The organism is Streptomyces sp. NPDC055287 (assembly GCF_053646035.1).
The window spans coordinates 14,124-36,078 of sequence record NZ_JBSHNE010000042.1; the positions used below are offsets into that span (position 1 = coordinate 14,124).

At 69.5% G+C, this 21,955-nt stretch carries 19 protein-coding genes and 2 pseudogenes; 7 read left to right on the top strand and 14 right to left on the bottom strand.

The window, feature by feature from the left end; all coding sequences use genetic code 11:
- The first annotated feature begins 18 nt into the window (after nt 1-18).
- From ACWIHY_RS34365 to ACWIHY_RS34375, 3 genes are read left to right on the top strand one after another with little or no spacing between them, the layout of a single operon-like run.
- The gene (locus ACWIHY_RS34365) at nt 19-1,107 is read left to right on the top strand and encodes an isocitrate/isopropylmalate family dehydrogenase (protein ID WP_454380319.1); all 1,089 of its coding nucleotides are present in this window, start codon (nt 19-21) and stop codon (nt 1,105-1,107) included.
- On the top strand, nt 1,104-1,769 hold the full coding sequence (locus ACWIHY_RS34370; RefSeq protein ID WP_454380320.1) for a cysteine hydrolase family protein: 666 nt from the start codon (nt 1,104-1,106) through the stop codon (nt 1,767-1,769). Before ACWIHY_RS34365 ends, ACWIHY_RS34370 begins: the two co-directional genes overlap by 4 nt.
- Complete coding sequence (locus tag ACWIHY_RS34375; protein ID WP_454380321.1) at nt 1,718-2,611, top strand: class I SAM-dependent methyltransferase; 894 nt, start codon at nt 1,718-1,720, stop codon at nt 2,609-2,611. The genes ACWIHY_RS34370 and ACWIHY_RS34375 overlap by 52 nt, the downstream gene beginning before the upstream one ends.
- Before the next feature lie 142 nt (nt 2,612-2,753).
- Here ACWIHY_RS34375 and ACWIHY_RS34380 read toward each other — a convergent pair whose 3' ends face one another.
- A complete protein-coding gene (locus ACWIHY_RS34380; protein WP_454380322.1) occupies nt 2,754-3,095 on the bottom strand; it encodes a helix-turn-helix domain-containing protein in 342 nt (113 codons plus the stop codon).
- 808 nt (nt 3,096-3,903) lie between these two features.
- Nucleotides 3,904-4,548: pseudogene (locus ACWIHY_RS34385) on the bottom strand (glucosylceramidase); the annotation flags it as partial.
- A gap of 277 nt (nt 4,549-4,825) precedes the next feature.
- Between ACWIHY_RS34385 and ACWIHY_RS34390 the strand changes: the two are divergent.
- The 3 genes from ACWIHY_RS34390 (at nt 4,826) to ACWIHY_RS34400 (ending at nt 10,335) form a co-directional block, all read left to right on the top strand.
- The gene (locus tag ACWIHY_RS34390) at nt 4,826-5,806 is read left to right on the top strand and encodes a LacI family DNA-binding transcriptional regulator (protein ID WP_454380323.1); all 981 of its coding nucleotides are present in this window, start codon (nt 4,826-4,828) and stop codon (nt 5,804-5,806) included.
- 80 nt (nt 5,807-5,886) lie between these two features.
- On the top strand, nt 5,887-8,964 hold the full coding sequence (locus ACWIHY_RS34395) for a glycoside hydrolase family 3 protein (RefSeq protein ID WP_454380324.1): 3,078 nt from the start codon (nt 5,887-5,889) through the stop codon (nt 8,962-8,964).
- A gap of 180 nt (nt 8,965-9,144) precedes the next feature.
- Nucleotides 9,145-10,335: an MFS transporter gene (locus tag ACWIHY_RS34400; protein ID WP_454380325.1), complete on the top strand. Its 1,191-nt coding sequence runs from the start codon at nt 9,145-9,147 to the stop codon at nt 10,333-10,335.
- A 67-nt stretch (nt 10,336-10,402) separates the two neighbouring features.
- Here ACWIHY_RS34400 and ACWIHY_RS34405 read toward each other — a convergent pair whose 3' ends face one another.
- The 4 genes from ACWIHY_RS34405 to ACWIHY_RS34420 form a co-directional block, all read right to left on the bottom strand.
- Entirely contained in the window at nt 10,403-11,284 is an 882-nt protein-coding gene (locus tag ACWIHY_RS34405; protein WP_454380326.1) for a GAF and ANTAR domain-containing protein, read from the bottom strand.
- 220 nt (nt 11,285-11,504) lie between these two features.
- A complete protein-coding gene (locus ACWIHY_RS34410) occupies nt 11,505-11,813 on the bottom strand; it encodes a hypothetical protein (protein ID WP_454380327.1) in 309 nt (102 codons plus the stop codon).
- Nucleotides 11,814-11,943: 130 nt separating this feature from the next.
- On the bottom strand, nt 11,944-12,417 hold the full coding sequence (locus ACWIHY_RS34415) for a GNAT family N-acetyltransferase (RefSeq protein ID WP_454380328.1): 474 nt from the start codon (nt 12,415-12,417) through the stop codon (nt 11,944-11,946).
- 27 nt (nt 12,418-12,444) lie between these two features.
- Nucleotides 12,445-14,538, bottom strand: coding sequence for a SpoIIE family protein phosphatase (locus ACWIHY_RS34420; RefSeq protein WP_454380329.1), 2,094 nt, complete (start codon nt 14,536-14,538; stop codon nt 12,445-12,447).
- A gap of 386 nt (nt 14,539-14,924) precedes the next feature.
- Between ACWIHY_RS34420 and ACWIHY_RS34425 the strand changes: the two genes are divergently transcribed.
- On the top strand, nt 14,925-15,335 hold the full coding sequence (locus ACWIHY_RS34425) for a cupin domain-containing protein (RefSeq protein WP_454380330.1): 411 nt from the start codon (nt 14,925-14,927) through the stop codon (nt 15,333-15,335).
- A gap of 151 nt (nt 15,336-15,486) precedes the next feature.
- On the opposite strand, the gene ACWIHY_RS34430 is transcribed toward ACWIHY_RS34425, so the two are convergent.
- The 8 genes and pseudogenes from ACWIHY_RS34430 to ACWIHY_RS34465 form a co-directional block, all read right to left on the bottom strand.
- Entirely contained in the window at nt 15,487-15,828 is a 342-nt protein-coding gene (locus ACWIHY_RS34430) for a DUF5713 family protein (protein ID WP_454380331.1), read from the bottom strand.
- A 341-nt stretch (nt 15,829-16,169) separates the two neighbouring features.
- Nucleotides 16,170-16,424 (bottom strand): DUF6213 family protein, encoded by a 255-nt coding sequence (locus ACWIHY_RS34435; RefSeq protein ID WP_454380332.1) that lies wholly within the window; start codon nt 16,422-16,424, stop codon nt 16,170-16,172.
- Nucleotides 16,425-17,292: 868 nt separating this feature from the next.
- Entirely contained in the window at nt 17,293-17,460 is a 168-nt protein-coding gene (locus tag ACWIHY_RS34440) for a hypothetical protein (RefSeq protein ID WP_454380333.1), read from the bottom strand.
- Between the two features lie 48 nt (nt 17,461-17,508).
- Nucleotides 17,509-18,498, bottom strand: coding sequence for an alpha/beta fold hydrolase (locus ACWIHY_RS34445; protein WP_454380334.1), 990 nt, complete (start codon nt 18,496-18,498; stop codon nt 17,509-17,511).
- A gap of 162 nt (nt 18,499-18,660) precedes the next feature.
- The gene (locus tag ACWIHY_RS34450; RefSeq protein WP_454380335.1) at nt 18,661-19,146 is read right to left on the bottom strand and encodes a VOC family protein; all 486 of its coding nucleotides are present in this window, start codon (nt 19,144-19,146) and stop codon (nt 18,661-18,663) included.
- A 13-nt stretch (nt 19,147-19,159) separates the two neighbouring features.
- Entirely contained in the window at nt 19,160-19,351 is a 192-nt protein-coding gene (locus ACWIHY_RS34455) for a hypothetical protein (protein WP_454380336.1), read from the bottom strand.
- Between the two features lie 181 nt (nt 19,352-19,532).
- The gene (locus tag ACWIHY_RS34460; RefSeq protein ID WP_454380337.1) at nt 19,533-21,149 is read right to left on the bottom strand and encodes a phospholipase D family protein; all 1,617 of its coding nucleotides are present in this window, start codon (nt 21,147-21,149) and stop codon (nt 19,533-19,535) included.
- A gap of 445 nt (nt 21,150-21,594) precedes the next feature.
- A pseudogene (locus tag ACWIHY_RS34465) lies at nt 21,595-21,879 on the bottom strand (sigma factor); the annotation flags it as partial.
- Between the last annotated feature and the right edge of the window lie 76 nt (nt 21,880-21,955).

Consider the following 21,955-nt stretch of genomic DNA (forward strand, 5'->3'; position numbering starts at 1 on the left):
AACCGACGACGAAGGAGCATGGTGAAACCGGTCATCGGACTTGCTGTCGGCCGTGGAACGGGCACCGAGGTCGCGGCCGTCTTCGAACGCGTCCTGAGCCGCATCGGCCAGTTGCACTCGACCGCGATCGGCGTGGTGCGTTCCCCGCGGACCTACCACTCGTACGTATCGCTGAAGGCGGAGGGAGAGATCGATGAGATCGGCCGGCTGACGCAGGAGGACGCCGAGCACTACGAGGGGTTTTGCCGTGCGCAGGCGGAGCAAAACACCTCGGTGATCTTCCGCACGGCGATCAACGCTCAGTCCCTGTACCTCGTACGGCAGCGCCTGCAGGCGGTCAAGGTGGACGCCATCGCCGCCGGGGACGCGGCGCTGCTGCTGGTCAGGGACGAGGCGCAGGGCTTCTACACCGGCGAGAACCAGCACTCCCCCGGTGTGGTCCGGCGCACCATGGAGTTCAGCCGAGAGATCACCGAGAAGGTCGTCTCGTACGCCGTGCGCCGTGCGTGGCAGGAGTGGCCGGACGACGGCCCCGAACGGGTCGTCATGGCGTACAAGTTCCACCTGCTGGACGGTGTCCTCGACGCGTGGGTGGCGGAGATCTCCGAGCGGCTAGGAGTGGATGTCCGGTTGTTCCAGCCGGACACGGTGAACCGCAACCTGATCACGCACGGGTTATCGGACCGCACCGTCATCGTCGCGGGCAACGAATGGGCCGACATCATGCACGTGGTCCTGCTCGACCGGTTCGGCTCCGACCGGCAGGAGAACCGCTGCACGCAGAACGTCCATCTCCATCCCGACGTGCACGGACTGGTCGAGTACCAGACCGTGCACGGCTCTGCCGACGACCTGGAGGGGCAGGACAGGGTCAACCCGGTGGCGACCGTGCGGGCGGCCGCGGCCGTCGCCGAGCACCACGCGGGTTGCGCGGGAGCGGTGCAGGCCGTGGAGCGGGCGCTGGCGTCCGTCTTGGAGCAGGGCATCTGCACTCCCGACCTTGGCGGGCGGCACTCCACCACCGCGGTCGTGGAGGCCCTGCTCGAGGCGCTGGAGCCGCACGGGACCGAGGCGGCGCTGGCCGCCACGGCGGTCTCCACGTCATGACGGCAGCGAGCGGGACCGTGCTGGTCGTCGTCGATGTGCAGAACGACTTCTGCGCGGGCCCGCTCGCCGCCTCCCGGTATCCCGGCGCCCCTGGGAGGCTGGAGGCGGTGACGGCGAGCACCGCCCGGGCCGTCGATGCGGCGCGGGGCCTTGGTACGGAAGTCCTCTTCGTGCGGTTCCTCGGCGATGTCCGCCATCAGGGGGAGAGCTGGCGGCGGCGGGACGCGGTGCTGGGCAAGCGGCCCAAGTGCCTCGAAGGCTCCTGGGGCGCCCAGTTCCCCGCCGCACTGGCACCGGCTCCCGGTGAGAGCATCTTCACCAAGCGGGCGTGCTTCGACGCCTTCCTCAGCGACGGCTTCGAGCAGCACCTCATCCGCAGCGGAACGGGCCATCTCGTGTTCGCCGGACTGTTCGCCGACGTCTGCGTGGACTCCACGGCTCGCACGGCGTTCCAGAAGGGTTTCCATGTGACGGTGCTGGAGGACTGCACCACCGGCCTGCATCTGCCGGACAAAGAGATCCTGCGGTTCATGAGCCGGGTCTACGGCGCCCGCGTCACAACCCACGACCAGGTGGCCGCGTGGTCACGGCACCCCGCAGCGGAGGACACATGGCCAGCACCGCCCGAGAGAACATCGGTGTGGAAGGAGGCATCGGGCTGACCGCCCTCATGGTTGCCGCAGCACGGGCGATCGAGGCCCACCGCCCCGACGCGCTCGCGCGGGACCTCTACGCGAAACACTTCGTTGAGGCCGCGCGAGTATCCGCAAACTGGCCGGTGCGGCTGGAGCAAGTGCCGGGCGGGGACGCTGATCCCCTCTGGGGGCGGCTGGGCCGCTACTTCGGCCTGCGGACAAGGGTTCTCGATGACTTCCTCCTGCGCCAGGCGCGCGCGGGCACCCGCCAGGTGGTCCTGCTGGGGGCCGGTCTGGACTCGCGGGCCTACCGACTTGACTGGCCGGCCGACTGCACGGTCTTCGAGATCGACCAGGACAGTGTCCTCGCGTACAAACACAAGGTGCTCGACGAGCTGCGCGCCGTGCAACGCGCACAGCGGGTCACCATCGCAGCCGATCTGCGCCTCGACTGGGCCGGGGCGCTGACCGCCGCCGGCTTCGATCCGGCCCGGCCGACCGCCTGGCTGGCCGAGGGACTCCTGCTCTACCTCCCGAGCACCGCCGAGCAGGGTCTCGTCAACACGGTGGACCGACTGAGTGCGGCGGGGAGCGCGCTGGCGTACGAAGTCAAGCTCGGCACGGAGCCAGCGGCAGTCCGCGACAGCCCAGTCTATTCGGCCGCCCGGCGCCGGATCGGTGTCGACCTGCTCGCCCTGTTCGACAGCGAGCCCCGCCCCGACTCCGCCGGAGACCTGACCAACCGAGGCTGGTCCACGACGGTCCGCACCCCGTTCGACTTCACCCGCCACTACGGGCGCGGCCCGCACCCCGAACCGCACGACGCCCTGGCCGCCAACCGCTGGGTTTTTTGCGAACGGACCGGGTAGAACACGGCCGGAGGGCTGGAAGGGGCTTGACGTACGGGGGAAGGGGCCACAACCTCCGGCAGCGTTGCTATCTCTCATCGACATTTCCGAACCCTGTGATCGCTAAGTGCTGCCCAAAGGCGTCGACAACCGTTGCCTGCCCTCAGCAGGCCGCGGCCGTTGGGTTCGCCGCTTCGGCGGTGCGGCGGTGTTCGGCGTTGATGCGCTGGGCTTCTTCGAGCTGGTCTTCGAGGATGACGATGCGGCAGGCGGCGTCGATGGGGGTGCCCTGGTCGACGAGTTCCCGGGCGCGGGCGGCGATGCGCAGCTGGTAGCGGGAGTAGCGGCGGTGTCCGCCCTCCGAGCGGAGCGGGGTGATGAGGCGGGCTTCGCCGATGGCGCGGAGGAAGTTCGGGGTGGTGCCGAGCATGTCGGCGGCCCGGCCCATGGTGTAGGCGGGGTAGTCATCGTCGTCGAGACGGCCGTACGAGTCGTCTGCTGTCATTGCACCTCTCTGTGGAACGCGTGGAGGGGCCCTGGTGCCGTACTGGCACCAGGGCCCCGAAGGAACTGCTACACCATCTGCCGGCCCTGGTACTGCGCCGACCTTCTGTGTCCGCAGACCCGACCGAGATGCTGTCGGGGGTGCGGGGATCGCGGTTGCTTGACCGGAGACCACCTCACTATCGATGTCCTGCGGTACCCGGGCTCAAGACTCCTCCCGGGCGATCCTGATGGCGCCTGGTTCCTCCGTTCTTCCCTCGGTGATCAACTGCTTACCAAGCGGGACACTGCGTACTGCTGGTGATGCGAATTGCTCAGTGGCCTGCGATAGCGCCACTCTTCGGCAGCCAGCCCCGTCGCCCGCCTTGCCTCTGCTCTGGCTTAGAACCCCACTGCCGAACCTCCCGGTGCGCGCGCCCGCAGCCGACGCCTTCACCGAGGTGCTGCTCACTGACTTCACTGCTGGGTACTGCGAACTGCACTTGCGGGTACTGCCACTGCGTTAACTGCGGTACTCCTCACGGCGGCCCCTGATCACTGCGGGCCACCCGGTCCGGTGGTCAGCCCCGTCGCCGTCCTGCAACAACCCTGGCTTCGAAACTCCACCACCGCACCGCCCTGCAACTGCGGTACTGCTGCCCGGCAGTTCGTCTCTGCCAGGCCCTTCGGTCTCGCTGGGCTACGAGAGAAACCATAACCACACCACTGACTAATGTCTACTCCAGCCAACATAGATTTTCGCGTGTTCGGCAGTGAGGTAATAGACCTCGAACAGTGATGGGGGCGGAGCAAGCCGGGTTGACGGGCCGCCAGCCGCCATTGAGCTGCCCGTTGTCCTTCATCCAGGCCGGGGCGGTCCACGGGGAGGCGACTGTGGTGAGCGCCGGGTTGAGCTGCTCGGCCTGCTTGGTCAGGGGCAGCACGTCCTGGAGATCGTGTGCGATCGAGAACTTCGACAGCGCGGGGTCGGTCTACCCGGCGGGCAGATCGTCGTACGTGTAGCCGGACCGGGCGAGGTCGGAGCCGCCCATGGGGTTGCGGACGAAGGAGAGACCGATGCCCTCGGTGGGCGAGAAGAGCTTCTTCATCGTCGCGTCGCGCGTCGCCTGAGTCAGCGCCCCGGAGCCCTTCATCAGCCAGGCCGCTGTGTCCGTGAAGGACGCGCCGCCTCCGGCGAAGGTCTGGTAGCGGGTGTTCTCGTCGACCGTGAGGTTGGTGCCACCGCCGCCGTTGCCTTCCTGGAAGTCGAGGGCGCTCTGCTGCTGGAGGCCGCGGGTGACATGGCGGCCTCCGCTGTCGTCGGTCGTGGTGAGCCACACGTCGACCTGCTCGCCGGCCGCCTGGGCGGTTCCCTCGGAGAGGCCGGTGAGTCCCGCGGTGGCGAGCAGTCCCGCGAGGAGCACTCTCGTCAGCCGGGAGGCTCCCCCGGCCGGCTTGGCTGTCGTTCTCTTCATGATCGGCTGCTCTTCTCGGCACGCGCTGTGGGGGTGGTGGGGATGATGCCGTGGACGAGCCGTGAGTGAACTGCCAATGGGGACAGCCGTCAAGGCCTTGCGTATTCATTCCTTGAACACACAACGCCCCACCACTGCACGGAACTTGGGGTTCTGTTGTTCTCGGCGTGATGTATTGACGGCAGTACCCACTGCATGTTGACTCTCCGCAGCACGCCGGAACCGGTTCCGGAACCGGTTCCGGAACCTCTTCAACACCTCGACGCGGAGGCCCTCGATGCGAGTCACCATCGCCGATGTCGCACGTGAGGCCGCGGTCAGCAAGACAACGGTCTCCCGTGTGCTCAATACGCGGGCCGACGTCGACGCCAGTACGGCCGCCCGCGTTCGTGAAGTGATCGATGCGCTCGGCTATGTGCCCAGCTCCGGAGCCGTCGGCCTGGCCCGTGGCACCAGCCGCACAGTCGCCATGCTGACGCCGCCGCTCACCTGGCCGTGGATGGGCGAGGTCCTCCAGGGCGTCGTGGACACCGTCGAAGCCGCCGGTTACGGCCTGTTGCTGTTCACCTGCAACCGGGGCGCCGAGTCCGTCAGCCACTTCACGAGTCAGGTCTCCGCCCGCGCCTTCGACGGACTCCTGGTGGTCGAGCCGGAGAACACCCTGGACACCATCACGGCGATGCACCGCCGCGGACTGCCCGTCGTACTCATCGACGACCGCGGCCACCACCCGGCGTTCCCCTCCGTGGCCACCACCAACCGCGAGGGCGGCGCGTCCGCCGCCCGCCACCTGCTCACCACCGGCCGCACCAGGCCCCTCGTACTCACCGGCCCCCGTGGCTTCGGCTGTGTACGCGACCGGCTGGCGGGATTTCTCGGCGTCATGCCCGCGGATCCGGTCATCGAGGGCGAGTTCACCGAGGCCACCGGCCGGAACGGCGTCGAGCGGGCCCTCGCCGAAGGCCGTGGCTTCGACTGCGTCTTCGCGCACAACGACCTCATCGCGGCGGGCGCGCTGCGTGCCCTGCGCGAGGCAGGCCGCAGTGTCCCCGACGACGTCGCCGTCGTCGGTTTCGACGACATCCCCATGGCCCAGCACACCGAACCCCCACTCACCACGGTCCGCCAGCCCATGCGGCGGATGGGCGAGACGGCGGCCCGCCTGCTGCTAGCCCGGCTCGCCGGTGACGTGATCTCCGACGAGCCGGTCGTCCTGCCCACCGAACTCGTCGTCCGCCGCTCCGCGCCCGCTCTCTGAGGCACGCACGGTCCCCGGACGGCGTGCCGCTCACGCACGCCCCCTCCCCCGCACACCCCTGTCCCACCGAAGGAGCCGCAATGCCACGACCTCGTTTCAGGAGCAGAACGAGTACGGCGGTGATCGCAGCAACCGCCGTACTCGGCAGTCTGCTCACCGGCGCACTGCCGAGCGCCGCCGCCGACGAGCCCGCCCCGGCCCCCGTTTCCGTCGACCGGTTCGAAGGTGAGGTCCCCTTCGCGAACCCGCCCGCGGAAGGCCTCTTCACCTGGGGCAGCGACGCCGACGACCAGCCGAGGCTGGAGATCAAGGAGCGTGCCGACGCTCCCGAGGGCAGCAAGGTCCTCGAAGGCAGCTACGACATCAGCGGCTGGGGCGGTGTCAGCCACGACTTCGCCTTCGACAAACCGGCCCACGACTGGACCGCGCACAAGGGCGTCCGCTTCTGGTGGTACGGACAGAACACCGCGCCCCTGCCGCCCGGTTCGGGCAAGCGCATCAGCTTCGAGATCAAGGACGGCGGAGCGAACGGCGAGGCGTCCGAGCTGTGGACCACGTCGTTCACCGACGACTGGGAGGGCTGGCACCTCGTCGAGATCCCGTTCTCCGACTTCCAGTACCGCGCCGACTACCAGCCGGTCGGCGGTATCGACCAGGTCCTCGGCCTGGACAGGATGTGGGGTTACGCCCTCACACTGCCCACCGGCGCGCCCGGCTCCTTCGCCATCGACGGCATGGAGCTGTACGGCAAGGCCGAACCGGCCCTGAACGCCAAGGTCATCACCGACGCCGCCGTCTACCCGGTCGCCGAGGGCGGCGCGGCCCAGGTGAAGCTGTCCGTCGCCACCACCGGCTCCGGCCCGATCGACGAGCCGGTCACCGTCGAGTACGCCACCGAGGGCGGCAGCGCCGAGTCCGGCAAGGACTACGCGCCCGTCACCGGCAGCGTCACCTTCCCGGCCGGTACGGCCTCCGGCGAGACCCGCTCGATCGCCGTAGCCACCAAGAAGGACGGCTCCGCCGAGTCCGCAGAGACCATCCCGCTCGCCTTGACCGTCACCGGCGCCAAGGCCCCCGCCGAAACCCCCCAGGTGGTGGTGGACGCCCACGGCCTGTCGTATCTCGACAAGAAGCTTCCGCTCAAGAAGCGCGTCGCCGACCTCCTTTCGAGGATGTCCCTCGACGAGAAGGCCGGCCAGATGACGCAGGCCGAGCGCAACGCCCTCAAGTCGCAGGGCGACATCGCCTCCTACGACCTGGGCTCGCTGCTCTCCGGCGGTGGCTCGGTGCCGACCCCGAACGCGCCCGAGGCGTGGGCGAAGATGGTCGACTCGTACCAACTGCGCGCACAGGCGACCCGCTTCCAGATCCCGCTGATCTACGGCGTGGACGCGGTGCACGGCCACAACAACGTCATCGGATCGACGATCATGCCGCACAACATCGGCATCGGGGCGGGCCGTGATCCGGAGGTCGCCGAGAAGACGGGCGCCGTCACCGCCACCGAGGTACGCGCCACCGGCATCCCGTGGGACTTCGCACCGTGCCTGTGCGTGACCCGCGACGAACGCTGGGGCCGTTCCTACGAGGCGTTCGGTGAGGACCCGGCGCTGGTCACCGCCATGGAGACCGTGATCAACGGCATGCAGGGGGCACGCAGCGGCAAGGACCTCGACCGAAACGACAAGGTGCTCACCAGCGCCAAGCACTTCGTCGGCGACGGTGGCACCGAGTTCGGTTCGTCGTCCACCGGGTCGTACACGATCGACCAGGGCATCACCAAGGTCACCCGCAAGGAGCTGGAGGCGGTGCATCTCGCCCCGTTCGCCGAGGCGGTCGAGCGCGGCGCCGGCACGGTCATGCCGTCGTACTCCTCGCTGGACATCCTGGGCGACGACCAGGGCCCGGTGAAGATGCACGCCAACGCCGAGATGATCAACGGGGTCCTCAAGGACCGCATGGGCTTCGACGGCTTCGTGATCAGCGACTGGCAGGCCATCGACCAGATCCCCGGTGACTACCCGAGCGACGTACGCACGTCGGTCAATGCCGGCCTCGACATGATCATGGTGCCGACCAACTACCAGGACTTCACGAAGACGTTGAAGGAGGAGGTGTCCGCCGGGCGTATCAGCGAGGCGCGTGTCGACGACGCGGTGTCCCGGATCCTGACGCAGAAGTTCAAGCTGGGCCTGTTCGAGCAGCCGTACGCCGATACCGCCAACCTCGGCAGGGTCGGCTCCGCCGGGCACCGGGCCGTGGCCCGGGAGGCCGCCGCCAAGTCGCAGGTGCTGCTGAAGAACGACGGCGCGGTGCTGCCGCTGAAGAGATCGCAGAAGGTGTACGTCGCCGGGTCCAACGCCGACGACCTCGGCAACCAGGCCGGCGGCTGGACGATCAGCTGGCAGGGCTCGTCCGGCAGGATCACCACCGGGACCACCATCCTCGAAGGCATGAAGAAGGCTGCCCCCGACGCGGAGATCTCGTACTCCAAGGACGCGTCCGCCGCCACCGGCGGCTACGACGTCGGTGTGGTCGTCGTCGGCGAGACGCCGTACGCCGAGGGATTCGGGGACGTGGGCAACGGCAACGACCTGGAGCTGACCGCCGCGGACAAGGCGGCCGTCGACAAGGTGTGCGCCGCGATGGAGTGCGCGGTGCTGGTCGTGTCCGGCCGCCCGCAGCTCATCGGCGACCGGCTCGGCGACATCGACGCGCTCGTCGCGTCGTGGCTGCCCGGCACCGAGGGCGACGGCGTCGCCGACGCCCTGTACGGCAAGCGTCCCTTCACCGGACAGCTGCCGGTCACCTGGCCGAAGTCGCAGGCGCAGCTGCCGATCAACGTCGGCGACGCGGCGTACGACGCGCAGTTCCCGTACGGCTGGGGGCTGACCACCCTGACGCGGCCCCCCGCCGGCGGGGAGTCCGCTCTGAAGGCGCTCGGCCTCGCGGCCAGGGTGCTCCAGGCGACCGGCCACGGCGACTCCGAGCAGGGCAGGGAACTGGCCGCCAAGGCCCGGCTGATCGTGCAACAGAAGATCGGCCAGAACATCACCGAGGCTTCGGCGAAGCCCTTCGCCGAGGCGGACCATCTGTTGCTCACCGGCGACCTGAGGGGCGCGGTCGCCCGACTGACCGCCGCCTACCGGGCCGCCTGAGCCGGACGCGGGGTGCGGGGACCGTCCCCTCGCACCCCGCGCTTGTCCGCGCGGACGCGTGCTCGGCTCCCCGGCACATGACTGCCTGTCACATGAGTGCGGGACGGTTCGCCCCGTCCCGGCGGCGCGCCGGGAACGTTGCCCCGCTCCTGGGCGGCGGGCGGGGTTTACCGTCGGGGCATGGACGGTGATCGCCGAGGGTGGCGCCAGTGTTTGCTCAGCGGGGCGGTGTTCGCCGTGTGCATGGCCGGCACCACGCTGCCGACCCCGCTCTACGGCCTCTACCAGGAGAAGTTCGGCTTCTCGGAGCTGACCGTGACCGTCGTGTACGCCGTGTACGCCTTCGGGGTCATCGGCGTGCTGCTGCTGGCAGGCAATGCCTCGGACGCCGTGGGCAGGCGGCCGGTGCTGCTGTGGGGCCTGGGGTTCGCGGCGGCGAGCGCCGTCTGTTTCCTGTGCGCCACCGGGCTGGAGTGGCTGTACGCGGGGCGGCTGCTGTCGGGCCTGTCCGCCGGCCTGTTCACCGGGGCCGCCACGGCGTACGTGATGGAGCAGGCGCCGTACGGTGGTGGCTCCCGGGCCACGTTCATCGCGACGGCCGCCAACATGGGCGGGCTCGGCTGCGGTCCGCTGCTCGCGGGCCTGCTCGCGCAGTACGCCCCCTGGCCGCTGTACCTCCCGTTCGCCGTGCACCTCGCCCTCGTGGCCTGCTCGGCCGCCGTCCTGCTGTGGCTTGCGGAGACCGTACGGGAGCGGCGGCCGCTGAGTGCCGTACGGCCGCAACGGCCCGGCCTGCCCGCGCCGGTGCGCACAGTGTTCGCGCCCGCGGCGATCGCGTCGTTCGTGGGATTCGCGCTGTTCGGGGTGTTCACTTCGGTCAGTCCGGCCTTCCTCGCGCAGTCCCTGAACGTGCACAACCACGCGGTGAGCGGGCTGGTCGTGGCGCTGGCCTTCTTCGCCTCGGTCGGCGGGCAGCTGGCAGTGACCCGGGTCGGTGCGGGGCGGTCTCTGCCGCTGGGCTGCGCCGGTCTCTTCGCCGGGCTGGCGCTGCTCGCGGGCGCGTTGCGATGGGACCTGCTGGCGCTGGTCGTGCTGAGCGCGCTCGTCGGCGGAGCCGGGCAGGGGCTGGCGTTTCGCGGGGCGATGTCCGCGGTGGCCGAGGCGTCTCCCACGGACAGGCGTGCGGCGGTGATCTCGGCGCTGTTCGTAGTGGCGTACGCGGGGATCTCGGTGCCGGTGATCGGTGTGGGGGTGCTGGCGGATCCGATCGGGCTGGAGGGGGCGGGGCTGGTGTTCATCGCCTGCATGGCCGTACTCGTCTCGACCGCTGCCGTGTACCTGCTCCGGCGGCCGGTGCGGGCGAGGGCGTGAGCGCGTACGGGCTCCGATTGCCGAACCGCGCGGGGGCGGCTGGTGCAGCGGCCCCGGCCCGGAGGCTTCAGCCCGTGGTGCGGGCGAGTCGGTGCAGGTCCTCGAGGGCGTCGAACACGACGGTGTCCCGGTGCCAGGAGAGCCACCGGCCCACGGCGAGCCCGGTGGTGTGCAGCGCTTGCAGTTGAAGCCGGGTGAAGCCGGCGAGGGGCCGGGCGTGGTGGGACGAGACCATGCCCCGGACTGTCTGCTGGTGGTCGATGAGCGGCACGCTGTGGCAGGCGCGGCTGCCCGCCTCGAGGATCGTGCGGCGAGATTCCTCGTCGAACACCTCGGCCGTGGCCACGTCCTTGACGGTGACTTGCTGCTGCTTCGCGGCTGCCTGCGAGCACGACGTCGTCGGTCCGTCGACGAACGCGAAGAATTCCGTGAATTCCCGCGGATGGCCTGTGTGCTTCTCCAGGCGCAGACCCGACCGATCGGCCAGCTGCACGTTGCCCATGTCCGTACCGGCGATCGTCAGGACCCGTCTCAGAGCTCCGCCCAGTACCGCGCCCTGGTTGGCACGGGCACCTGGCTCCACGTTCACCCCGGGCAGGGGCGGAGGGGTGTTACGGGCGCGGTGCGGGAACCACAGCTGCGCGTCCGGGTCGGGTCCGGGCACGTCGGTCAGGACTTCGGCGAGGTGATGCATCTTGATGTTGGCGCGCTGCGACACGTGCCGCATGAGGGCGAACGCCGCTTCGAACTCGCGGAGCCGGTATCGCTCCATGAGGACGCCCTGGGCCAGCGCGATCGCCGGGTGCGACCGTACGCGTCCTTGCAGATCCGCCTTCTGCCGACGCAGGCGCGCCACCTCGGCACGGAGTACATCGACGCGTTCCTCCACGTGCGCGGCCGGACCGGCCGACGCAGGACCGTGCGACACGGCCGTGCTCTCCTGCGACATGTCCAACCTCCTGGCAGCAGGCCCCAATAGCCGATCTCGCAACGGCGCACCAGCGGAGCAGGTGCGCGGCAGCATCCACTGACGTGTCTCCCGCGTGCCCACCCGTGCCACTGCGCTTCGAGGCGTGCCTGCTTCCCAAGCACCCGCCAGAGCCTACCGAAGGGCTGATTGCCGACGTCAGTGACCTGCCCGCCCCCCGGTCGCCGCCCGCCCCGGGGCTTCACGCCATGGCCATGGCCATGGCCAGCATCGCCGGTACGACGGTGCACACGGTCACGGAGAGCATGACCATCCACAGCCGAAGAGCCAGTCGGCTGTCCCCGGGAGCGAGGGACAGGCCGGGCACCGTACCGTTCGCCGGGAATCCGGGCCTGTCGACCACGGAATTGTCGGGCTCCGGGGCACTGTCCTGGAGCATGCGCGCACACCAGACGCAGTCGTCGCCTGCCTCCAGGGCTGAGTCCAGCCAGTACGCACCCGGCAGCGAAGCGTCAGATGCCGGTACGAGGTCGTTTCCGAATGCCTCCATGCGCGGCTTAACGTTTCACCTCGGCCCCCGGGACCGTCCGGCATCCGTTCCGCAACGTCACTGTCACCGAGCCGTTAGCTCGACGACGGTTTTCGGTCTCTCGCGGCAGGCCCGGCGCAGCGGGCGCCTGTCACGGACGCCAGTACAGCGAGGGGTCCGGGTGATCGGTGAACCCGAGCGCACGGTACAGCGGTTCCCCCTCGGGCGAGGCGTACAAGTCCACTCGGGCGGCACCACGTTCCCGGAACCATTCGAGCAGGCCCTGCATGATCGCGCTGCTGTGGCCGCGCCGTCGGTGCGCCGGATCAGTGACCACGCCGATGACGTGTCCGATCAGGCCGTTGCGCAGATGGGGGCCCGGCAGGCGTTGCTCGAGGGTGCCGATGCCACAGGCAGCGAGACCGTCGTCACCGCGCACAACGAGGATCCGCACGGCGTCCGCCGTCACTTGTTCCTTCAGCACGGCGGCCAGGGCGTTCCGCCAGTCACCGTCTTCCTCCAGTGAGGGATGGAAGAAATCACCCCCTAGCGTCTCGAACAGCATCGCCCGCAGGCGTACGAGCTCTGCGACGTCGTCCTCCGCTGCCTTCTGCACACGTGACATGTAATAAGCGTATAGCGAGTTGGGCACTTACGTCGATGCAGGCGGCGCAGGCGGTGCACTGCCGATTCGGGCGGCGAGCAGGGCGATGTCGTCGTCGGCGGATGCCGGGACCAAGCGGGTGATCAGCGAGTCGCACAGGTGGTCGAGCGGTCGCTGGGGTTCGGTGAGCAGGCGGGTCAGGTCGGCGAGGCGTTCGTCGATGTCGCGGCCGCGGGCTTCGATCAGGCCGTCGGTGTACAGCACAAGGACACTGCCGGGCGGCAGGGTGATGTCGCTCGTGGTGAAGTCGATGCCGCCGACGCCGAGGGGAACGCCCGGCGGGCTCTTGATGAGGTGGACGGCGCCGTCGGGCTCGGCAGCGGCGGGCGGGGGGTGCCCGGCGCGGGTGACGGTGCAGTGACCGGTGACGGGGTCGCACACGACGTACAGGAATGTGGCGAGCATCGGCTCGGCTAGGTCGGCGAGGGTCGTTTCCAGCTGGTGCAGCAGTGCAATGGGCGACATGTCGAGGCGGGCCAGGGCCCGGACGGTGGCGGAGAGTCGTCCCATGACCGCGGCAGCAGCGATGCCGTGACCCATGACGTCCCCGATGAGCAGCGCCGCTTCGCCGTTCGGGAGGCGCAGTACGTCGTACCAGTCGCCACCCACTTCGTTGATGTCGCTGGCGGGCAGGTAGCGGTGGGCTATGTCGATGCCGGGGGGCGGGGTGACGTGCTGGGGCAGCATGCTGCGCTGGAGGACGACCGCGGTCTCGTGTTCACGGTGGTAGAGACGCGCGTTGTCGATGCTGACGGCGGCGCGGGCGGCGAGTTCGCCGGCGAGGGTGACGTCGTCGGAACCGAAGGATCCGACCGGCCGGGTGCGGTAGAAGGTGGCGACGCCGAGCACCAGGTCCCGCGCGACGAGCGGCACCATCATGAACGAGTGCACGCCCGCTTCGACGAGGTGGGCCGGTGCGGTGGAGTGGCGGGCCGCGGGGGCGACGGCCTGCTCGTCGAGGTGGGCGATCAGGAAGGGCTGGCGGGCGGCGAGAGCCTGGCTGTACGGGGCGGCCGAGGGGAAGACGAGAGTTCTGCCCAGCGGGGCGAGGATGTCGGTGACGGTGGAGCCGGCGAGCGGGGCTTTGCCCAGTCGCCGCAGGGCCACGCCCCCAGCCAGCCCCATGCCCGGCTCGTCGCCGTGGGCAAGGGTGTCCAGGACGTCCACGGTGACGGCGTCGGCAAGGTCCGGAACGGCGAGGTCGGCCAGCTCCTGAGCCGTGCGCTCCAGCTCGAGGCTTGCGCCCATGCGGGCACTGGCTTCGCTGAGCAGGGCGAGCCTGCGGCGGCCCGCCTCGGCCTCGATGTGCGCGCGCTGCTGCTCGGTGATGTCCAGCAAGGAGGCGATCACGCCGATCGGCCGTCCGCCGGGATCCTCCACCCGCACGTACGAGCACGACCAGACCCGGTCGTGCTCGGGATCCGCTGGGGTACGCCCAATGCGTCGCCGGTCAAGGACCGGCTCCCCGGTGTTCAGTACCTGCTCCATCGCCTCCTCCATCTCGCCCGCGTTCACCTCAGGCAGCAACTCGGCCAGCCGACGGCCTACATGAGCGGATTCCGCGAGCCCGTTCATCGCCTCGAGTGCCGGGTTGACCTGCAAGAACCGCAGTTGGGTGTCGAGGACCGCGATACCGACCGGTGAGCGGGAGAACAGCCCGTCCCACACCGCCGACGCCCCTCTGATGCGGCGTACCGCGTGGGCGTCGGCAGCGAACACCAGTACCGCCGAGGCACCGTGGCGCCCACCGTGCACCGGACAGGCCCAGATCTCCAGCTCCAGCGGGTGCCCGTCGCGGTGCCAGGCGGTCACCGTTCCCATCACACCCCGCCCGGCGGCCGCCGTCTCCCACAACGACCGGCCGAGGCTGCGGTCCGCTCCGGGGTGCAGAAGGTCAGCGATGTGCCGCCCGATCACGTCCGGTGGGGCGTAGCCAAGCAGTTCCTGCGCGGCATGGTTCCACCGCACGACCGTCCCGTCGGCGCTGGTGGCCACCTGCGCCACCGACAGAGCGCCCAGCCACCCTCCGGCATCCTGGGCGGCACCGCTGATCAGCTCACCGATCGGCGTCTGCTCGTCCATCCGCACCCCGCCCCCTTTCAGGCGGTCCGCAGTTTGCGTTCCGGCATCCGCACCGCATTCACCGTCGTCCGGCCGTGCGCGTCCGGGCGGAACGCTTCGGCGGCGGATTCCTCCACGTACCCATCGTGACCCTGCCGGCACCGGATCGCTCCCCGGCGGGCACGGCTCCTGCGCCGCCACCGCGCGGTACGCCGGATCGGCTGGTGGGCACGGCCGACCGGGGCTGGATTCCGTTGATCCGCGTGGGCTCGGAGGCGCGCGTATCGTTGAAACGGTCGTCTGCCGAGTCCTCCCGAAGGGCGGTGTGCGCAGTGGTTGAGCATCGGATATTGGGTCCTGAGGACGGCGAGCTCTACCAGCCGGCCCGGGCGTGTGGAGACCGGTTCTTGATCGACAGCCGCGAGTCGGGCGGCCGCTTCTCCCTTGTCGAGCATCGTCTGCCTCCGATGGTGCTTGCGGCCCCGGTGCACAAGCACACCCGCGAGGACGAGTTCAGTTTCATCCTCGAAGGATCGGTTGGTGCGAGGTTCGGTGACCAGGAAGTCGTGGCCGGGCCCGGTGATCTCGTATTCAAGCCGCGCGGCGAGTGGCACACCTTCTGGAATGCAGGCGGGACGTCGGCCCGGCTGCTGGAAATCATCTCTCCGGGAGGCCTGGAGGAATTGTTCCGGATGCTTGATCAGCTGAGCGAAGACGTGAGCCCTGCGGAGTTGCAGCAGAGGGTCGAGCCGTACGGCTGCTCGGCGGACATGGAGGCGACCATGGCACTCGTCGCGAAGCACGGGTTGGTCTTCTGACTTCCGTCCCTCACACCTGACTGCCGGTCACGCCATAGCCGACGCGCAGTGTTGGGCCTCATGCGCACCCGTGCGCACGCCGCACAGCGGTTCCGGCCTCAGCGGCCCCCCTGCCCGAAGGCAGGAACCGTGCGCTCTTCGCCGCGTCGGGTCACCAGTCGCGCGTGGCGATGAGTTCCTCCACATCTGCCTCCGCGAACCCGTACGCCGACGCCACGAACCAGAAGTCCTCAGCTATCTCTTCCCGGGCAACGGTCTCGATTCCGCTCCCGGCCGCCTCGAACTCCGACTCCAGGGCGTTGAATTCCTCCGTCGCCGCCTGCGTGAGCACATACAGGGCGGCCAGGTCCGCGGGCTGTTCGGCCTCGATCCGCTCGCACAGGCGCAGCAGGATCGCCTTGCCCTGGTTCAGGACGTGATCGGGAAAGTACGTGTCCGCGTACAGCCCTCGTAGAAACGCACGCCCCGCGACCTTTTCGTTGACTACGGACATGATGATCCCCCGCCTGTTTACACCTTCAGAAGTTCTGATACCCCCATGCTGCACCACGCCACTGACAACGCCCGGAGCGCGAGAGTACGACCTGCTCGGAGGCCAACTCCCCTGGGGCTCCCGGGACTGGGGAAATGAGGAGGGCAACGCGCCGAGCTGGTTGCCTGGCTGATCCGCCACGCCGCTCCCCGGCTGCGTGCCCAGTGAGCATCCGAGGAACTCCTGCACCGGATACGGCTGCTCGGCCTCACCGGCCGCGACCGTGGGGAAGACCCGCACTGGCCCGGCCACCGATGCCGACCACACCGATGCGGTGACCGATGAGGTGCGGGCGACCAGGGTCACCGGCCCCGGTCCTTGGGGCTCGTACTGCTCGTACTGTGGGCAATGCACTCCACATCGATTCGGTCGGCGAGCTTGGCCAGCTCGATGGCCAGCAACGCGACGGTTTCCTCATCGAGACCCGCCACACCGGCGCGTACCGCGGTGAGCCACGTGCCGCCGAGTGTCCGAAGCAACCGGGCGACCTCTGCCGCCGCCATGTGCAGCCCGCCCTCCCCGTCCGGTACGAGGGCCACGGTCACCTCCCGGTTCACGAACCCACCTCGGCTGCCAAGCCCTGGCGGTCAAAGGTCTGCAGCACGTAGGACTCCTCATGGTGGACGAGCGTTCGTTGTTCCCCATCCATACGCTCTTCCAGCAGGGAATCACCCGCATTCGGCGAGCGAATTCGTGGCGTTTCGCCGAGTGAATAGGTGCGACGGGTCTCACGGAACGCGAGGTGACCTGGTGTCCCCGACCGCGCTGCGGATTCAGAGGTTGGTCAGTGTCGCGCCTTGGCCGCCCTACGAGCGCCGCGGGGGCACCGCCTCGTGGTGGAGAGGAGCGGCATTCGTAACAGCTGCTGGACATGGAGGACGGGGAAGACATGTCGACCGGTGGTGGTGGGCGGGTGCTGCGGCCCTGCAGGTGGTGTGGCCGTTCTTTCCGGCCGGCCGGTGGGCGGTGGTCCAGGCCGTACTGCCGGCGGGCGCACCTGTGGAGGAGCCGCCTGTCCGATCTCGTCGAGCTGTTTTTCGAGCGCCGCCTGAGCGCGCAGTCCAAGGGCTGGTGCGCGCGAGGGTCATCCGTCTCCGCGGAACGCCCTCGCCTTCCCTTCACTGTCGGCGCGACTAGGCTGAAGGTGTACGTATACATCGTAAATTCAGTTCGACGTGCGCTTCCGCTGGCCCCTCAATGTGGTGGGCCGGGGCCTGGAGAAGCAGCTCAGCAGGCAGGTGTATCACTGACGTCCGGTGGTCGTCGTCTCACCGTCCACGAGGGAGGGTACGCGGCGCGAACTCGGCTTCCACAACCCGATCTACATCGTTCCCAACGGGCGTCCGGAACGGGAAAGTGCAGGAATCCCAGGGCGAGGGTCTGACCCTCCCGGACCGCGGCGCGCTGCTCGCCGACCCCGCCGGATCAGTCGGCTTCGAGGTGGGCGCCAGGGCCCGCTGCCGACCAGCCGGAGACCGCCGAGCAAAAGCCGCCCGGCATGCCCCAGAACCCGAGTGCGCCGCCGTCGGATTTGTCGGCCACCACATCGAAGCAGGAGTCGGCTATCGGCAGCAGCGACGCGGTTCGTTGCACGCCTGCTGCCACCGTCGGCAGTCGAGTACCGGCGGACGATGGAGACGTTCACCGACTCCGGACGGGCAGTGCGGCAAGCCAGTCGGTCAGGAGCCGGTTGATCTCCTCGGGGCGCTCCTGCTGGATCCAGTGGCCGCAGCCGTCGAGGATGTGGGAGGCGACCAGGCCGGGCAGAGTGGTGGGGTACGCCTTGATCGCATCGGCCATCCACGTGGTGGACGCGTCCAGGCCGCCACCGACGAACAGGGACGGCTGGGCGATGGGGGCGCCGTCGAAGCCGGCCAGGTCTTCCCAGTCCCGGTCCATGTTCCGGTAGCGGTTGAGCGCCCCGCTCATGCCGGTCCGCTCGAACTCCCCCGCGTACACGTCGAGGTCGTGCTCGCTGAGCCAGGCGGGTCGCGGCCCGGTGGGAAAGCGGTCACGCAGCGTCCCGCCCTTGCCGACGAAGTGCGGTCCGGTTGCGTCGGGCGGGGACATGGTGTCGGCGGACAGGGCGGCGTAGAAGCCGGCGAGCCAGCCGCGTACGTCGGGCTCGATCTCGGCCTCGGCCCGGCCGGGCTCCTGGAAGTAGGAGACGTAGAACTCCTCTTCTCCACCCATCCGTGCGAAGACCTCGCTGGGCCTGGGTCCGCCGCGCGGGGCGTACGGAACGCTGAGCAGGCCCACCGCGCGGAAGACGTCCGGCCTGGCCAGTGCGGAGTTGGCGGCGATGGTCGCTCCCCAGTCGTGACCGACGATCACCGCGGACCGTTCGCCGAGGGCATGCACCACCGCGGCGTTGTCCTCCACCAGCTCGAGCATCCGGTACGCGTCCGTGCCGCCGGGCTTGGAGGACCGGCCGTAGCCGCGGACATCGATGGCGACCGCGCGGTACCCGGCCGCGGCCAGTGCGGGCAGTTGGTGCCGCCAGGAGTACCAGGACTCGGGGAAGCCGTGCACGAGCAGCACCAGCGGCCCGGCGCCCTGTTCCACCAGGTGGATCCGGCCGGCCGGTGCGGAGACCAGCTGGTGGCTGACGTCCATGGGCTGCTGCGTCATGAATCCTCCAAGGGGCCCGAGCTGCCCTGCCCTGCGCGGGGGTCGGAGCTCGATCATGCGGGGCACGGCGCGGCCGTCGCGAGTCTTGTTGCCGCTTCGGCAAACGACTCCGGTGGCTCATCTCGCCGAGCGGGTGGGAGCCCTTGGCGTCCGGATCGGCCGTCAGCGGCCGTGGACCTGGGACGCGCGTTTGGCGCGGACGCAGAACAGGTTGTCCTCGGGGTCGGCCAGGATCACGTAGTCGTCATCGGGGTCGTCCGTCACGTGCCGGACGAGTCGTGCGCCGAGGCCGACGAACCGGTCGACCTGGGCTTGCTGGTCGTCGCTGTAGAGGTCCGGGTGCATCTGATCCCGCGCGGTCACGGGTGTGAGCGTGCGCTGCAGCGATACGTTGCCCCGATCGCCCCGTAGAAGCCGGAAGTGGTCACCCGGCTCTGTCGAGGACGGCTCCAGCCCGAGTGCCTCACACCAGAAACGCGTCATGACGTCGATGTCCGCACAGTTGATCACCGTGCTGCCCAGCCGGATGCCCACAACAGTCCAGCTTTCAGCCCGACCCCGCGAAACCCGGCAGCGTTGCCGCTGAGGTCGGACTTCGCCGACAAGGGACTTCGCCGACGAGCGGCAGGACTCGCTGTCACGGGACATGTGCCGAGGCCGCTCAGGCGTTGCCCGAGTCGTCGCGGTGGGGGTCCTCTTCAAGGGGCGGCAATCCCGCGTGGACCCGGGCCAGCTGTCGGCGTACTGAACTCACGGCGGTGGACACGGCGTCCGCGACGTCCTCCACGGCCTGGTCACCGCCGGTCCGCCCGGCTCCCGCATCGTCGCCGGCACGTTCCTGGTCCCCGTTCATGGCAGGCGTATGCCCCGCCTGATCACCTGTACTCACCGCGGCCAAACCCAGTTGAGTGCCCACCATGACCATGGCCAGTCACACGAAGGACGGAAAACCGGAGTCCGTCAGGTCACGGACGTCGACGTCATGCCGTGAACGCAGCGCCCAGGGCAAGGATGGAACCACGTCCCGCGACGGCTCAGAACGTGTGGTGGCGGCGCATCCCGAAGGGCCGGCCGTCGGGGTCGACGAGAAGGCGGTACAGGGGCGTGGAGAGCGCCTTCGCCGGTTGCGAGAGGACCGGGGGGCGGTACGTACGAAGGCGCCCCGGGGGCCGGTCCCCTTCACGACCGCTGTCGTGCCAGGCGTCCAGCGCGGCGGCACTCGCCGCGAAGGTGTCGAAGGCGGTTACCGGGTCGCACAGGAGGTCCGGCGCGTCGGGGGCTTCCGGTTCCTCCCTGTCCAAGTGCTCGCGCGAGAGCTCCAGTCGCAGGTTCCTGGCGTAGCTGCGCGCGCGATCCCCGAGTCCTCCCGGGTCGTGCGGCTCACGGGGGTCGGCCCTCTCGTCCACGACGGTGCAGTCGAGTTCCGAGTCGTGGGTCCAGGAGCGGAGGTTGATGTTGTCGGACCCCACCGAGGCCCAGACATCGTCGATCACACACACCTTGGCGTGCACGTACACCGGTGTCCCGGCATGATTCTCCAGCCCGTACACCGCGACACGCCCGCCACCCCCGCGCCGCAGGTTCTCCAGGGCCGTGATCCGGCCGACCAGGTTCATCGGCAGCGTGAACCGGCCGTCCTGCTCCGGGACGGACGGGATGACCGCGACAAGGCGCAGGCCGGGATTGGCGGCCAGCGCATCGGCGAAGCACTTCACCACATGCGGAGACCACAGGTACTGGTCCTCCAGGTAAATCAGCGCACGGGCCCGTCGCAGCGCCTTGAGGTACCCACGCGCGATGCTGCGCTCACCATCGGGCGCGAAGGCGTAGCCGCGCAGCAGCCGGTTCGGATAGGTACGCAGTACCTGGACGGTGTGCGTGCCGCAGGGCAGGGGGTCGGGCAACTGGGGTGGCAGCCGGTCGGCGTCGGTGTCCTCGCGGTGCGCACGCTCTCGCAGGCGGGTGACGGGGCTGCGGCTGAGCGGGGAAGGGTCGTCCCAGCGCTCGCGGAAGCACGCCTCGATGTCGCCGACGACCGGTCCGCGCAGGGCCATCTGGATGTCGTGCCACGGGGGGTGAGGGCCGTACGCTGCGGAGATGGGCTGTGCCTGCGGGTCGCCGCGATGGGCGGCGTCGTCGTGGCGGTTGTGGCACAGATCGGTGCCACCGACGAACGCGACGTCGAGCTCCGGGCGGCCGGGATGCCGGAGTACGACGGACTTCTGGTGGTGGGAGCCTCCTGGCCGTACCCGCATGTCGAGCAGGCACTCGCCGCCTGCGGCTTCGATCTCCTCGCCGAGGTGGCGGTTCTCCGTCTCGCTGAACTGGAAGCGGTCCAGGTGCGAGCGCCAGACCAGCCCTTTGACGATCACACCGCGCTGCGCGGCCTCGCTCAGTACGGTGCCGATTTCGGTGCCGGGGCCCGCGAGCCGCTCGTCCGGATCGCCCCGCCAGTCGGTGAACAGGAGCAGGTCGCCGGAGCGCTGCGAGCGGATCGCGGCAAGGAGCTCCCCGAAGTACGCAGCACCATGGACCAGGGGCCGTGCCTGATTGCCGTCCGACCAGGCCGCTCGGTCCGGTCGGCGGCTGTCCAGGCGGGTCGCGGAGTTGCCGCGTTCGCTGGTTGTCAGCAGCCAGTCGGTGAGTTCCACGGCATGGGTCCTCCCGCGCGGTGTGGCTCTCTTCATTACGGCTACCCGGATCACGCCCGCTCATCCGGCGGGGCTCTGAATGCCGCGCCACGTCACGCTGGTGCGGCCCCCACCAGGCCGCTGACACGTCGAGCGACCACACGTCGCCCGTCTGATGCTCGTCCGGGTCGCCCGCGTTGTGGTCGGCAGGGCCATACGGGTCAGGATCACCGATCAGGAAGAAGCGGGTACCGGATCCCGGTACCCCGTACCGGTGTACGTCGCCTGACCCGTCGTCGACTTCCACCGTGTGCCCCAGGGACTGGATGGCGGTCCGCAGGTCCTCGAACCGGACTCGGGGAGCGAAGATTCCGTACTCCTGCGAGAGAGGCGGCGGCACGGCGTCCGGCAAGGGGCGGTGGATCAACCTGTGGGTCTTCACGCCGAAGCGGACCGCACGTCGCAGCGGGTGGCGAAGCAGCGGCTCGGGCAACCAGGAGCCGACGTACGCCTCCTTGCGGCGGCTCATGGTGCGCAGCCGGTTGAGCGCCTGCCGGGTCGTGATCCGGACCAGGTAGGCGCGGTGGTCGCGCACCGGCGCCAAGTCGACCTTGACCCACCGCAGCCAGGTCTCCTGGAGGACGTCTTCGGCATCGGCCGCCGATCCGAGCATCTCGTAGGCGACGGTGAAGAGCAGGTTGCGGTGGGCGACGAACGTCTCGGTCGCCGGGTCAGCGGTGTGATCGCTCATATCTCGACCCCTCTCCTTCGCGGCCGGCCCTGGTGGGCGAAACCCTTCAAGCGTGCATCCACAGCAAAGTCCTCAC